The 14,971-nt window shown below is 34.6% G+C and carries 13 protein-coding genes and 1 tRNA gene; 6 read left to right on the top strand and 8 right to left on the bottom strand.

Features of this window, described 5'->3' with window-relative positions; genetic code table 11:
• Positions 1–775: 775 nt before the first annotated feature.
• The 4 genes from K350_RS0117570 to K350_RS0117555 form a co-directional block, all read right to left on the bottom strand.
• A complete protein-coding gene (locus K350_RS0117570) occupies positions 776–2,062 on the bottom strand; it encodes an adenylosuccinate synthase (protein WP_028981025.1) in 1,287 nt (428 codons plus the stop codon).
• A gap of 12 nt (positions 2,063–2,074) precedes the next feature.
• The gene (locus K350_RS0117565; RefSeq protein WP_028981024.1) at positions 2,075–2,419 is read right to left on the bottom strand and encodes an STAS domain-containing protein; all 345 of its coding nucleotides are present in this window, start codon (positions 2,417–2,419) and stop codon (positions 2,075–2,077) included.
• Positions 2,416–2,895: a Fur family transcriptional regulator gene (locus tag K350_RS0117560; protein ID WP_037576200.1), complete on the bottom strand. Its 480-nt coding sequence runs from the start codon at positions 2,893–2,895 to the stop codon at positions 2,416–2,418. Before K350_RS0117560 ends, K350_RS0117565 begins: the two co-directional genes overlap by 4 nt.
• Positions 2,896–3,003: 108 nt before the next feature.
• Positions 3,004–5,205, bottom strand: coding sequence for a RelA/SpoT family protein (locus tag K350_RS0117555; RefSeq protein ID WP_028981022.1), 2,202 nt, complete (start codon positions 5,203–5,205; stop codon positions 3,004–3,006).
• 256 nt (positions 5,206–5,461) lie between these two features.
• On the opposite strand from K350_RS0117555, the gene K350_RS0117550 reads away from it, so the two are divergent.
• The 4 genes from K350_RS0117550 to clpX all read left to right on the top strand — a co-directional run bounded on the left by K350_RS0117550 (position 5,462) and on the right by clpX (position 9,089).
• Positions 5,462–5,543, top strand: a tRNA-Leu gene (locus K350_RS0117550).
• An 82-nt stretch (positions 5,544–5,625) separates the two neighbouring features.
• Complete coding sequence (gene tig, locus K350_RS0117545) at positions 5,626–6,966, top strand: trigger factor (RefSeq protein WP_028981021.1); 1,341 nt, start codon at positions 5,626–5,628, stop codon at positions 6,964–6,966.
• 95 nt (positions 6,967–7,061) lie between these two features.
• Positions 7,062–7,757 carry an ATP-dependent Clp protease proteolytic subunit gene (locus K350_RS0117540; protein WP_028981020.1) on the top strand — a complete coding sequence of 232 codons (696 nt, stop codon included), beginning with the start codon at positions 7,062–7,064 and terminating at the stop codon, positions 7,755–7,757.
• 111 nt (positions 7,758–7,868) lie between these two features.
• Entirely contained in the window at positions 7,869–9,089 is a 1,221-nt protein-coding gene (clpX, locus tag K350_RS0117535; protein WP_028981019.1) for an ATP-dependent Clp protease ATP-binding subunit ClpX, read from the top strand.
• A gap of 71 nt (positions 9,090–9,160) precedes the next feature.
• On the opposite strand, the gene lpxB is transcribed toward clpX, so the two are convergent.
• From lpxB to K350_RS0117515, 4 genes are read right to left on the bottom strand one after another with little or no spacing between them, the layout of a single operon-like run.
• Complete coding sequence (lpxB, locus tag K350_RS0117530) at positions 9,161–10,270, bottom strand: lipid-A-disaccharide synthase (protein WP_028981018.1); 1,110 nt, start codon at positions 10,268–10,270, stop codon at positions 9,161–9,163.
• 12 nt (positions 10,271–10,282) lie between these two features.
• The gene (locus K350_RS0117525; RefSeq protein ID WP_028981017.1) at positions 10,283–10,699 is read right to left on the bottom strand and encodes a 6-pyruvoyl trahydropterin synthase family protein; all 417 of its coding nucleotides are present in this window, start codon (positions 10,697–10,699) and stop codon (positions 10,283–10,285) included.
• Positions 10,700–10,722: 23 nt separating this feature from the next.
• Positions 10,723–11,727, bottom strand: coding sequence for a FecCD family ABC transporter permease (locus K350_RS0117520; protein WP_028981016.1), 1,005 nt, complete (start codon positions 11,725–11,727; stop codon positions 10,723–10,725).
• Positions 11,717–12,607 carry an ABC transporter substrate-binding protein gene (locus K350_RS0117515; RefSeq protein WP_028981015.1) on the bottom strand — a complete coding sequence of 297 codons (891 nt, stop codon included), beginning with the start codon at positions 12,605–12,607 and terminating at the stop codon, positions 11,717–11,719. Before K350_RS0117515 ends, K350_RS0117520 begins: the two co-directional genes overlap by 11 nt.
• 75 nt (positions 12,608–12,682) lie before the next feature.
• Here K350_RS0117515 and rfaD point away from each other — a divergent pair, with 75 nt between their 5' ends.
• Positions 12,683–13,648 carry an ADP-glyceromanno-heptose 6-epimerase gene (gene rfaD / locus K350_RS0117510; RefSeq protein WP_028981014.1) on the top strand — a complete coding sequence of 322 codons (966 nt, stop codon included), beginning with the start codon at positions 12,683–12,685 and terminating at the stop codon, positions 13,646–13,648.
• A gap of 30 nt (positions 13,649–13,678) precedes the next feature.
• Positions 13,679–14,917, top strand: a complete 1,239-nt coding sequence (locus K350_RS0117505; RefSeq protein WP_028981013.1) for a M48 family metallopeptidase — start codon at positions 13,679–13,681, stop codon at positions 14,915–14,917.
• Positions 14,918–14,971: the final 54 nt, after the last annotated feature.

Below are 14,971 nucleotides of genomic sequence, written 5' to 3'. Positions count from 1 at the left end.
TATTAGGCCTGCCGCTAGCGTTCATCCTGAGCCAGGATCAAACTCTCCATTGTAAAGTATTTTTCTCGTATCAGACCTACTAAACTCGTGAATGATACGGGCTATATTACTATAGCTTAATGTCTGTTTGACCGCGTGACTACTCTTTTTTAATTTCTCAAAAACAAATTGACTTTGTCCTCAAGCGGTTCGCTATTCATTTCAATATTCTCAAAGAACTTTTTATCTACTCACTCTCTTTTGAGTCTCGATATTCGTCGCTAATTTCTTCTCAATCAGCTTCACTAAACCACTTCACTTAAACCCTCTCTCATTTAGCGGGTGCAAAGGTAAGAAACTTATCAACTCGTGTCAAGAAATTTTAAAAATTTATTTTACAATTCTTAAAACTCTTTATCTATTTCCGAGTTATACTTCCTTCAGTAAAATTCTCAAAAGCCTACTGCTTTTTGATTAGTTATTAAATTTTGAATTTGAGGGAGACAAAAATAACACTTTTTCTAATCACTCCCAAAGAAAATTTAAAATATTTCAACATTCCTCTTTTTTTTAGCCCATCCAGCTTTGAGGGATACAAACTTAGTGATAATTCCAAATATGTCAATAATACAACCAATCTATTTATCCACATTATTAACAACTCATAAAAGTAATTTTTCAAAAATTCGATTAACTCTCTCATCTAATGATAAATGGATGTCAACAAATGAGAATAAAAAAACCGCAAACAGGCATTAAACCTCTTTGCGGAAAACAATAGCTCAATAATTCTTATCTAAGCAGTAATGATATTTCTTAAAATAGTTTGCTTTCTATCAGGACCTAAAGAAATTAAAGTCACAGGTACATTAAGTTCTGACTCTATATATTGTATATACTCATTAAGCTCAAGAGGAAGATTTTCTGAATTTGAATAATCACTAATTGATTTATTCCAGCCTTTGAAAGTCTTGTATATTGGAGTTAAATCCGTCTCAACAATATCAAAAGGTAGAGTATCTACAATGCTGCCATCTTTCAATTTATAATGAGTACATACTTTAATCTCTTCAAATGCATTAAGGACATCAACTTTCATCATTAATAATTGTGTTACACCATTCAGCATTATTGCATATTTAAGAGCTGGTAAATCTATCCATCCACAACGTCTTGGTCGGCCAGTTGTAGAACCAAATTCATTACCCTGTTTTCTTAATGTTTCTCCTTGCTCATTATCTAACTCAGTTGGAAATGGCCCTCCCCCTACTCTTGTGCAATAAGCTTTGAAGATTCCCAAAACTTCACCTACGTGTGATGGAGCAATTCCTAAACCAGTGCAAGCACCTGCTGCCATAGTATTTGACGAAGTTACAAAAGGATAAGAACCAAAATCTATATCAAGAAGAGATCCTTGAGCACCTTCGGCAAGAATAGTTTTCTTTTCAGATATAAGCTTATTAATGAAATATTCGCTATCAACAAAGTTAAATGTTCTCAAATGATCAATAGCTTCAAAAAACTCCTTTTCAAGAGATTCAAGATTACTATAATCAAATTGATAAAAGTCAAGAATTGTCTTATGAGCATCTCTTAACTTCTGATATTTAGCTTTGAAATCTGAAGCAATAATGTCACCTACTCGAAGTCCTTGCCTTGCTATTTTGTCTTGGTAAGTTGGTCCTATACCTTTTAACGTTGAACCTATTTTCTTTTCACCTTTAGAATTTTCAGAAGCTGCATCTAATAGTCTATGCGAAGGAATTATTAACTGAGCTTTTTTGGAAATGAAAAGGTTCTTGTTAAAATTAACATTATACTTTTTCAGACCATCTATTTCCTTTTTAAATATGATAGCATCTAATACTACACCATTTCCTATGATATTTATAATAGAATCATGAAAAATCCCTGAAGGAATCTGATGGAGAACATGTTTTATACCATCAAACTCCAGAGTGTGTCCTGCATTAGGCCCACCTTGAAAGCGAGCAACTACCTGATAACGCGGAGCAATAAAATCTACTATTTTACCTTTTCCTTCATCCCCCCACTGAAGTCCCAACAAAATATCTACAGCCATTATTTTTAATATTTATTTTTGAATAAGTTTTTGAATTGCTTCTTCTTGTGAATTAACTATTAAAAAAATAGCATTCAACTTGGTAATGATGAGTAATTTTTTGATTTGCTCTGAAGGGCTTACTAATACAACTTCTCCTCCTTTGTTTCTAAACTTTGTCAGAATGGTTATTAAAACTCCAATACCACTGCTATTCATGTACCTTATCTGAGAAAGATCAATGCTGCACAAAATAATCGATTCGTTTATTTTATCATTGACGAGATCAACTAATTCCATTCCATTCGTTTCTCCAATGAGATCTCCTTGAAGCTGAATTGACAAGATATTTTGCTTTACTTCTGAAGTGTATTTCATTTTTCCTTAATTTCCTTTTTATTTTCGCATTGAGCGTTTTTACATTCCCCATAAAGTATCAGTGAATGGTGTAGAACTTTAAAGTTTAGTAATTCGCCCACCATTGTCTGTATATTATAAATTCTTGGGTCGCAAAACTCTACGACTTTATGACATTCAGTACAAATTAAATGATCATGCTGACGATATCCGAATGATTTTTCATACTGAGCAAGATTTTTACCAAACTGGTGCTTACTTACTAGATCACATTCAACAAGAATATCCAGTGTGTTATAAACAGTTGCTCTGCTCACACGATAATTCTTGTTTTTCATGCTTATGTATAGAGATTCAACATCAAAGTGCCCTTTTCTGGTATAGATCTCCTCTAATATAGCAAATCTTTCAGGGGTTTTTCTAAGCCCCTTATTTTCAAGGTATGCGGTAAATATTTTCCTTACCTCGTTAAAAATATTTTCGTTCGCCTGCTGCATAAAGCCTCCAAAGATACAAAGATAAATTTTTCTATCACAAGTCAAAACTCTAATAGTTTCAACCTTGTCAAAAAATATACATCTGATTTACAAATAAATACCTATTATTTAGGATTCAAAACGGTTTACTGTGATTACATCCTGCACCTTTTTTAATTTCATAATGAGTTTATTAAGGTGTTTTGTGTCATGAACAAACAACATGATTCGGCCTTCAAACATTCCATCCTCTGTTTCAATGGTAATGCTTCTCATATTCACTTTTAATTCATTGGAAATGATTCTTGTAATATCATTAACAATTCCTACTCTGTCCATTCCATTAATTTTTAATCCTGTGAGAAAAGCAAGTTCTTTTTGAGCTGTCCATTTGGCCTTCACAACCCTGTAGCCATAGTGTGACATTAATTCAATTGCATTGGGACAAGTTGTCCTATGTATTTTAATTCCCTCATTTACTGTAACAAAACCAAACACATCATCACCTGGAATAGGATTACAGCATTTTGCAAGTTTATAATCAATCTTTTCCATATCATCCCCAATAAGCAGAAGATCAGCATTGGGATCGCCGGTTTTCTTTGGTTCCTGAGGCTTAGGTTCAACAACTTCTTTCTTTTCAGGCTTCTTAATCTCCTTTGGTTCCTGAAACTTCTTAATTTCTTTCGGATCTATAATTCCTTTGGCAATATCGTAATAGAGATCCAAAGGAAATTTCATGTTAAAATAGATTAACAGCTGATTTAAAGTTTCAGCGTTCAAATCCAACTTCATTTGATGAAGCTTTCTTAATACAATTTCTTTACCATCTGAAGCGATCTTCTTTTTTTCCTCCTTCAGACAATCCTTAATCTTTGCTCTGGCCTTAGAACTAACAACAAATTTAAGCCAGTCTTCACTTGGCTTCTGTTTACTTGAAGTAAGGATTTCTACCTGATCTCCATTATTCAGTATATAGCTGAGAGGCACAAGCTTCTGATTTACTTTGGCTCCAAGACAGTGCATACCTATCTGTGTGTGTATTTCAAATGCAAAATCAAGAGTCGTTGCTCCATGAGGCAGAATTTTAAGGTCACCTTTAGGAGTAAAAACAAAGACTTCTTCATGAAATAGATTGGTTCTGAAATCATCCATGAATTCCAGAGCAGAAGAATCATTTGTTTCGATTAGTTCTCTAACCTTTTTGATCCATTCTTCTAATCCCGATTCGCTTTTACTTTGCGTAGCCTCCTTATACTTCCAATGTGCAGCATATCCCTTTTCTGCAATATCGTCCATCCTTTTAGTACGAATTTGCACTTCTACCCACTGTCCAGATTTACTCATCACAGTAGTATGAAGGGATTCATAGCCATTGGCTTTAGGAGTACTGATCCAGTCTCTGAGACGATCCGGATTAGGTTTGTAAAAATCCGTTACGATAGAATAAGCTTTCCAACATGCAGCTTTTTCATTCTCGTAAGGAGTATCAATGATGATTCGAACTGCAAAAAGGTCATAAACTTCTTCAAAGGGAGTATTCTGTTTTCTTATTTTATTCCAAATAGAATAAATCGATTTGGGCCTTCCTTTTACAATAAATTCAAAATTTGATTTATCCAGAGTTAGCTGCAGTGGTTCGATAAAATCTTTGATAAACTTATCGCGGGCTGATTTTGTCTCATTAATTTTTCTAGCGATACCTCGATACACTTCCGGATCAGTATATTTTAAATAAAGATCTTCCAGTTCTGTCTTAATTGCATACAAACCAAGACGATGAGCCAATGGAGCATATAGATAAATGGTTTCACTGGAAATCTTTAATTGTTTTTCACGAGGCATACTGCCTAGAGTACGCATATTATGGAGTCGATCCGCCAGCTTAATTAAAATAACCCTAACATCATCCGATAGAGTAAGGATCATTTTCCGAAAGTTTTCAGCTTGCTGAGAACTTCCATGTTCAAAGACACCTGAAATTTTAGTAAGTCCATCAATAATTCGTGCGACCTTTGGACCAAAATCTCTTTCAATATCACTTATCTCCAAATGCGTGTCCTCAACCACATCATGTAGCAAAGCTGCAATGATTGAAGTCGTCCCCAATCCTATTTCCTCAACGGCAATTTGAGCTACAGCCAAGGGATGATATATATATGGCTCCCCTGACCGCCTTCTCATATCCTTGTGAGCCTGGAGTGAAGTAAAAAAAGCTTTTTTAATTATTTTCGCGTCGTCATCTTTCAGGAAGGGTTTGGCGTGCCTTAATAACTTTCTATACCTGCGAATAATTTCTTTATTTTCCTTTTCAATATCTACCGTCTGCATGTCTCAAAAATACGCAAAAGCTATTTTATTTAAACTTGAATTAACTGTAATTTCGTATTACGGAAGTAGATCCGATACGTTATAAATTATATTAAACTGTCTCTCATATACTTAACAATAAAAAGAAAAAAAACTTAAAAAAAATGAAATATTTTCTTGCATGATAGATAATTTCTTTGCTACCTTTGCAGCGCAATTTTGAACAACAGCACAGAAATAAAGTTCAAAAAAGCGAATCAAGTTTGGAAAAACCAATGCGGATGTGGCGAAATTGGTAGACGCACTAGACTTAGGATCTAGCGCTGCGAGGCATGGGGGTTCGAGTCCCTCCATCCGCACTGAAACCCTCAGAATTAATCTTCTGAGGGTTTTTAAATTAATCACGGTACCTTATTGTTAATAGAATAAAATCGGACAAAAGTGGAAATTACATTAGAAAAACAAAGTGCCACCAATGCAACCCTAAAAGTAAATCTTAATGAGTCAGATTACAGACCAAAAGTTGCTGAAAAGGTAAAAGAATACAGCAAGAAAGTCCAACTGAAAGGTTTTAGACCTGGAAAAGTTCCGACTTCTTTAGTTGAAAAAATGTATGGAAAGAGCATTCTAGTTGATGAAATCAACCAGATTCTAAGCGATTCTATCACCAAATATATCAGAGAAAACAAACTTCCGATTATAGGTGAACCACTTCCTGATTCTGAGAAATCGGAAAACATTAACTGGGAAACTCAAAAAGATTTTGAATTCAACTACAACTTAGGGTTAGTACCCGAATTCAACCTGGATCTATCTTCTAATGTAAAGCTTACCAAAAACAACATTAAAATTGAAGATAAAGTTGTTCAGGAAACGCTTCAAAATCTTAAAAATCAGTTTGGACAATCAACTAATCCAGAAGTTTCTGCAGAAGGAGACTTTATATATGGAAATTTGAAGGAAGAAAACGGAGACTTTGAATTTCAAAGCCTGTTCCCTACAAACAAAATAAAGAAATCTGAGTTATCGAAGTTTGTAGGTTTAAAACCAGAAGACAAAGTCACTTTTGAAATTGAAAAAACTTTTGATGATGCTGCTGATATAGCATACGTTACAGGACTGTCAAAAGAAGAAGCAGAAAAAAAACAAGGAATTTTTAGCCTAACAGTTTCTAAAATCAACAGATCTGAAGCAGCTGAATTAAATCAGGAGTTCTTTGACAAAGTATTTGGTAAAGATGCAGTGAAGTCTGAAGAAGAATTCATGGCTAAACTGAAGAGCACTATAGAAGAAAATTACGGAAGAGAGTCTGACCTTTTGATCAACCACCAGATCAGAAAACATTTTGTAGATAATACTCAAATTGAATTACCATCAGACTTCTTGAAAAAATGGTTGCTTGTTTCTAATAATGGGAAAATAACTCAGGAGCAGATAGACAAAGAATTCGATTTATATCTTAAAGAGTTGAAGTGGACTCTGATTAAAAATAAAATTAGCGAGGATAACGACATTAAAGCTGAGAACGAAGAGATTATTGGCAAGACAAAAGAGATGGTAAAGCAGCAATTTGGCGGAATGGCATTTGGAGCAGAGCTTGAAGAAACTTTTGACAAAATTGCAGACAACTACCTAAAACAAGACAATGGCAAAAACTACATTAAAATGTATGAGCAGCTTGTTAACGAAAAGGTTATTGAAACCGTAAAGACAAAGATATCTATAGCTGACAAGAGTGTAGATGTTGAAGAATTCAGAAAGATTGCTGAAGCACAAGACTGACGTTTTGACAATAATTTCTAATTGGTAAAGTTTTTGAAAGTCCTTTGTAAAAAGGACTTTTTTTTTACATTTGTGCAACACTAACAAAAATGAAAATGATAAATAAGGAAGAATTCAGAAAATTCGCCATTAAGGATCAGAATATTGGCAGCAACGTAGTGGATCAATACATTAAACAAGTTGAGAGTACTGCATTTCCATACATTAATAATATGACTCCTAATATTGTTGAGGAAAGACAGATGAGAGCGACTGTCATTGACGTTTTTTCACGTCTGATGGCAGACAGAATTATCTTCCTTGGCACTGCTATAGATGATTATGTTTCCAATATTGTTGTAGCTCAATTATTGTTCCTTGAATCAGCTGATTCAAACAAAGATGTGATTATGTACATCAATAGTCCTGGAGGTTCTGTTTATGCCGGGCTTGGTATTTATGACACAATGCAGTATATCAACCCTGATGTAGCGACAATCTGTACAGGATTGGCAGCTTCAATGGGAGCGGTATTACTTTGCGGAGGAGCTGCTAACAAGAGATCAGCTTTGAAGCATTCAAGAATCATGATTCACCAGCCACTGGGAGGCGTTCAGGGACAAGCGTCTGACATAGAAATCACTGCAAGAGAAATTCTTAAATTGAAGAAGGAACTTTATGATATCCTTGTTCATCATAGCGGCAAAGACTATGCAACTATCGAAAAACATGCTGACAGAGATTACTGGTTAACATCAGCAGAGGCTAAAGAATACGGAATTGTTGACGAGGTTCTGTTTAGAACTCGATAATTAAACTTAATTTAAAAAACCTTTGTTAAAATTTGGGATGTTTTGATTCCTTGTATAAGGTAAAAATATCCCAATGTTTTAATTAGGGAAGGAATACGAAAAACAAAAATAATGGCTCAAATCACCTGTTCATTTTGCGGAAGATCTAAAAAAGATGTATCACTAATGATTTCTGGGATACATGCTCACATATGTGACAGATGTATCACTCAGTCTCAGCAAATACTTTCCGAAGAAGTTAAAACCAAAAATAAAAACAGTGTTCCTAAGTTCAACCTGATCAAACCATCGGAAATGAAGAAGTTTCTTGATCAGTTTGTCGTGGGACAAGACGAGGCCAAAAAGGTAATGTCTGTGGCTGTTTATAATCACTATAAAAGATTAATGCAGCAACAGGAAGAAAATGATGTAGTGATTGAAAAGTCGAACATCATTATGGTTGGAGAAACAGGAACGGGGAAAACCTATATAGCCAGAACTTTGGCTAAAATCCTTCAGGTACCATTCTGTATCGCTGATGCTACAGTTCTTACAGAAGCAGGTTATGTAGGAGAAGATGTTGAAAGTATATTAACAAGGCTTTTACAATCTGCTAATTATGATGTAGAATCTGCAGAAAGAGGTATTGTTTACATTGATGAGATTGATAAGATTGCCCGTAAAGGTGACAATCCTTCCATCACGAGAGATGTGAGCGGAGAAGGCGTACAACAAGCTCTTTTAAAACTTCTGGAAGGTACGCAGGTAAATGTGCCTCCTCAAGGCGGAAGAAAACACCCGGATCAAAAAATGATTGCGGTAAATACCGAAAACATCCTATTTATTTGCGGTGGCGCTTTTGACGGTATCTCAAAAATGATTGGCAGCAGATTAAACACACAGCCGCTTGGCTTTTCAAATAAAGAACAGACCTTTGTCGATAAAGAAAACCTTCTTCAATATGTGACAGCTCAGGATCTGAAAACCTTCGGTTTAATTCCTGAATTAATAGGTAGGCTGCCTGTGCTCACTTATCTGGAGCCACTTTCTAAAGAGACATTGAGAATGATCTTGACTCAACCAAAAAATGCTATCGTTAAACAATACAAAAAATTGTTTAAGATGGAAGATATTGAGATTGAATTTGAAGAAGAAGCATTAGATTTCATAGTTGAAAAAGCTGTTAATTTCAAATTAGGGGCAAGAGGTTTAAGATCGATATGTGAAGCGGTTATGACTGATGCAATGTTTGAACTGCCATCTCAAGATGAAATTAAAAAACTTGTAATTACCAGAGATTACGCTGTAGAAAAAATTGAAAAATCTAAATTCAGTAAATTGAAAGCAGCATAAGAAACTATAAGTTATAAATAAAAAAAGGGCTTTTTAAAAAAGCCCTTTTTTTATTTTATTTATTCATTCGGTTATTTTTCATTCAGATATTTCACCATTAATTCCGCAGCTCTTTTCGAGGCGCCAGGACCTTCAAGGATTTCTTTTATCTTAACATAACCATTTAACTGATCTTGCCTTTCCTTGCCGTATATAATCTTCTTTAATTCTGCAATCAAATTAGACGGGGAGAAATCTGATTGGATTAATTCTTTTACTACCTCATAGCCTGCAATAAGATTAACAAGTGATATAAACTTAACAGTTATAAGAAATTTAGCGATACTGTAGGTAACTGCACTAGTTTTATAAACCACTACCTGAGGCACTTCAAATAACGCTGTTTCCAGTGTTGCAGTACCTGAAGTTACAACTGCTGCTTTAGCATGTGATAATAAATCATAAGTTTCATCAAATATAACAGCTACTCTACCCTCCCTTTTAAAATTATCATAATAATCTGAAGGTAAATTGGAGACACCTGCTACGACAAATGTAAACTCAGGAAAAGATGGCAGTACAGAAACCATATAATGCAGTGTTGCTTCTACTTCCTGCTTTCTGCTGCCAGGAAGAACGCCAATCAATTGTTTTCCTTCCAGGTTATGTTTACTTAAAAATCCTGGATCAGATTTAAAATTTGCAACTGCATCAAATACTGGATTTCCAACATAGTCTACATTAAAATCAAATTTCTTATAGAAATCCTTTTCAAAGGGCAGGATCACAAACATCTTATCCACTACCTTTTTGATTTTATTGGCTCTGCCCTGATTCCAGGCCCACACTTTTGGGGAAATGTAGTAATAAACTTTTATGCCTTGAGCTTTTGCAAAAGCTGCAATCTTTAAATTGAACCCTCCAAAGTCAACCAGTATAAGAACATCGGGTTTGAAGGAAAGAATATCTCTTTTAGTTTTTTCAAGGATCTTATTAATCGCATTTAGGTTTTTAAACACTTCCCAAAAACCCATGAAAGCAATATCTTTAAAATGAGAGTATAAAGTTACCCCAGTCTCGGCCAGATAATCTCCTCCAATTCCCCTGATATCAGCATTGCCATCCAGACGGATAATTTCTTTGCAAAGATTAGATGCGTGAAGATCTCCTGATCTTTCACCACATATTACATAGTACTTCATATGGATAGTCCTTTACTCTCCATAATATTCAACAAAGTTTCTCGGCGTCTCATAAAGAGTGATACAATGCAATTTAGCCTGAGAAATAGATTTAATTTCTTTATCAAGAATTTTCCAAATCTCCATTGCCAGAATTTCTGTGCTGGCCATTTTGCCTCGCATAAAATCTACATCCAGATTAAGATTTTTATGATCTAGCTTTTCAACAACTTCACTTCGGATGATTTTGCTTAATTTTTTAAGATCAATTACAAAACCAGTATCCGGATCAGGAGTTCCTTTCACTGTAACAGTCAAATCAAAATTATGTCCATGCCAGTTTGAATTCGCACATGGTCCGAATACCTCCTTGTTTTTCTCCTCTGACCAATTAGGATTATACAGCTTATGCGCTGCATTAAAATGTTCTTTTCTCGAAACGTAAATCATCAAATCTTTTTCTAACAGATTATTCAGGAAAAGGAATAATTCCTTTTGTGGAGCAAATATACGAAGAAAGGAATTCCCAAAAACGATGTAATTATTCCGATTGGTAAACCAGCTGGCGGATAGGCTAGTCTGGCAGCATAATCGCAACCAAGTATAAATAATCCGCCTATCCAGGAGGAATACAGAATATTAAATTTTCCTGTAATTCCAAATAACGCCCTGACAAAGTGGGGAATAAACAACCCGACAAATCCAATCGGGCCTGATGTCGCCACCGCAAACCCAGTATTTAAACTGATAAAAATCAAAATAAACCATCTGAGTTGGGAAACTTTTAACCCTAAAGTGTAAGAACGGCTTTCACCCAGGAGCAAAATATTAATATGTTTTTGAAAAAATAAGAATATAATATTTGAAAAAACTAAAGTAACACCTAATAGAGGAATAAAATCCCAACTTGCTCTTTCGAAACTACCCATACTCCAAAAAATGACTGCTTTTAACTTACTTTCAGTATCAGAGAAAAAGATTAATAAACTAATAAATGCTACCAGAAATGAAGACAAGGCAACTCCGGCGAGCAATAATTTAGCAGGATTAATATGTCCTTTTTCATATGCAAGTGTAATGACCAATAATGAAACCCCGGCTGCACCGGCAAAAGCAAATACTGGAGTCATTTGAAAACCGAAAATTGTAAATGGCACTAATCCTATATAAACTAAATTTGCCCCAAGTGATGCTCCGGAAGCAGTACCCATCAGATATGGATCTGCAAGCGGATTATTTACCATTATCTGAATTAAATAACCACTAAAGGCAAGTGCTCCGCCAACCAGAAATGCGAGTATAATTCTTGGCAATCTTAGCTTTATTAAAACATAATGAACATCATTATTTCGATCAAAATGGAAGAGACTTTCTTTCAAATCATTAAATGAGATACTATAAGTTCCGATTCTGAGTGATAAGACTAGTAATAGGATCGTTAATATTATTAGTATTGGTACTATTAGTTTACCTGGCATTTTTCGAAATATTTTTAAGTTCCATGACAGCTTCCAATATTCGTGGTCCTGGCCTGGATTGTAAATCTTCTGTAATCTTAAAAATCGCCTTATTTCTGTAGCATTTCATTCTTCTTAATTCAGGGTAGAGATTAAAAAAATCTTTTTCATAATCTGAAAATGCACAAAACATCACATCAGGATTTTTGGAAAGAAGATATTCACGGCTTACTTCAGGAGAAGTTTTCTTAAAGGAAGAGTCAATAATATTATTCATTCCGGCAATTCTGAGTTTATCTGTCATAATTGAATAATATCCATGAACATATATCGGGGCGTTCCAAATGATATTAATTGCAGATAGCTTCTCGCCAAAACTTTGACTTAATAAGCTATCCTTTATATGAGTCAATGAATCAACCAATAAATCAGCTTTTACTTTCGCACCACAAATTTTACCAACATCTCTTATTCCTTCAAACACTTCATCTACAGTTTTAAAATTCTGAATATAGACTGGAATTCCAAGAGCTTCTATCCTTTTTATATCATCCATTGGAGTTATTCCTTCGAGAGTTAATACCAAATCAGGACGGAGTTTCATCACCCCTTCTATATCAAGAGGATAATTGTTCACTATTGGAAGCGTTTCAATAGATGGGGGAAAATTGCAATTTTGCGTTCTCCCAACTAATTTTTCAGGACAAATACTTGCAAGGATCTCAGTAGAAGAAGGGCAAAGACCCAATACACGACTAACTTTAGCAGGTAGATGCAATTCATCCACCAGAACATCATTACTATTATTTTCATTGGATTTTACTTCCTTATCACTATGCGTCTTACATGCAGTGAAAATGAGTAAAGAAAAAATCAGCAATCGCAAATAAACCTTTTTCACCCTCTATATCGTTCTTTTTTTTGTAAATTTAGCCTTTCTTAAAAATTCACCCTACAAAAAGAAACTATTTGTTTTATGATGGTTGTGACCGGAGCAGCAGGATTTATAGGTAGCTGCCTTATCAGTAAATTAAATGCTGAAAACTTCAATTATATTGTTGCTGTAGATGATTTCAGCAATGAAGAAAAAAATAAAAACCTGGTTGGAAAAAAGATACAGGAAAAAGTACACAGAGATGATTTTTTCAACTGGCTTGACAAAAACTATGAGCATGTTGAGTTCATCTTCCATATTGGTGCCAGAACTGACACTACCGAATTTAACAAAGAAATATTCGATAAACTTAATGTTGAATATTCGCAAAAAATATGGAATGCATGTGTTAACTATCAAATTCCGCTAGTATACGCATCTTCAGCTGCTACTTATGGACTTGGAGAACTTGGATATGAAGATAACGAAGCCGTAATTCCAAAACTTAAGCCATTAAATCCTTACGGTGATTCTAAGAATGATTTTGATATCTGGGCACTGAATCAACCTAAAAAACCCTTTTTCTGGGCAGGGCTTAAATTCTTCAATGTTTATGGCCCTAATGAATATCACAAAGGCAGAATGGCCAGTGTAATATTTCATGCCTTCAATCAGATAAGCGCCAGTGACAAGATGAAACTATTCAGATCCCACAATCCTGAATTTAAGGATGGTGAGCAAATGAGGGATTTTGTCTATGTAAAAGATGTTGTGGATGTTATCATGTTCCTGATGAGAGACAGAAAGCATTCCGGTATCTATAACCTTGGAAGCGGAAAGGCGAGAACATTTCTTGACTTAACCAAGAATACCTTTAAGGCAATGGGTAAAAAAGAAGATATCAGTTTTGTAGACACTCCGGCTGACATCCGTGACAAGTACCAGTATTTTACTGAAGCCAAAATGGAGAAGTTAAAGGCTGCGGGTTATTCCAAACCATTCCATACACTTGAAGAAGGTGTGAATGATTACGTAAAGAATTACCTTATCAACAAAATATATTATTAAAAATTTATAATAGCAGGAAGCTTAATTCTGATGGATTCTAAAAGTCTTTTATACATTATTCTGGGGATACTATCTTTTGATTTTATACTTGAACAGGTTCTTGATTATTTAAATCTCAAACATCAAAAAAACGATTTACCCGAAGAGTTAAAAAACTTATATACTGAAGAAGAATTTAAGAAGGCACAGGATTATTTTACTGCCAATGCCAAATTCAGTTTTGTATCAAGTACGTTGAGCTTTCTGCTTATTATCACTGTCATTCTCACCGGTACTTTTGGATGGCTGGACAAACAATTAAGTTTAAAATTTCATAATCCTACTTCTTTAGCATTAGTATTTTTTGGTATCCTCTTCCTGTTTTCTGACATTATCAATATTCCTTTTTCCTTGTATAAGACCTTTGTAATTGAAGAAAAATTCGGATTCAATAAAACAGCTATCAAGACATATATCCTGGATAAGTTAAAAGGTTATCTTCTTGGCGGGTTGCTAGGCGGTCTACTGATATGGCTTTTTATTTTTATGGTTACCAGTATAGGTCCTGGCTTTTGGCTTTACTTCTGGATCATCTTATCTGTGGTAATGCTTGTGATCAATATGTTTTATACCAGTATATTCGTTCCGCTATTCAACAAACTTACGCCACTTGAGAGCGGTGAACTAAGAAACTCAATTGAAGAGTATAGTAAGACTAACAATTTCTCTATAACAAATATCTTTGTTATAGATGGTTCGAAAAGATCTTCCAAAGCAAATGCATTCTTCTCTGGTATCGGACCAAAGAAAAAAGTGGTTCTTTATGACACTTTGATTAACAATCATACCAAAGAGGAGCTGGTTGCAGTCTTAGCGCATGAGATTGGTCATTTCAAGAAAAAACATATCATTACTGGACTAATCCTTGGTATTATACAAGCCGGATTCATGCTCTTTCTACTCTCCTATTTCATCTTTAATACAAATTTATCGGAAGCTCTGGGGGCGGATCATTTAGCAATTCACATCAATTTAATTGCTTTCGGAATTCTGTATACTCCCATATCTCACATTACTGGATTAGTGATGAATATTATTTCGAGAAAAAATGAATATGAAGCAGACCGTTTTGCTGCTGTTACATATAGTAGTATTGCACTTCAGGAAGCTCTAAAAAAACTATCTACAAAAAACCTCAGCAACCTGACTCCACATCCTGCATATGTATTTATGCATTATTCTCATCCACCGTTATTATACAGATTAAGAGCTTTAAAGCAAGTTCAATAAGGCGATGACAGATAGAACGTGCTATCGATTTTAAATTCATAATACATAAAGACA

Origin of the sequence: Sporocytophaga myxococcoides DSM 11118, assembly GCF_000426725.1 — a bacterium.
GTDB lineage: Bacteria > Bacteroidota > Bacteroidia > Cytophagales > Cytophagaceae > Sporocytophaga > Sporocytophaga myxococcoides.
This window is presented reverse-complemented; position numbering and strand designations above follow the sequence as displayed.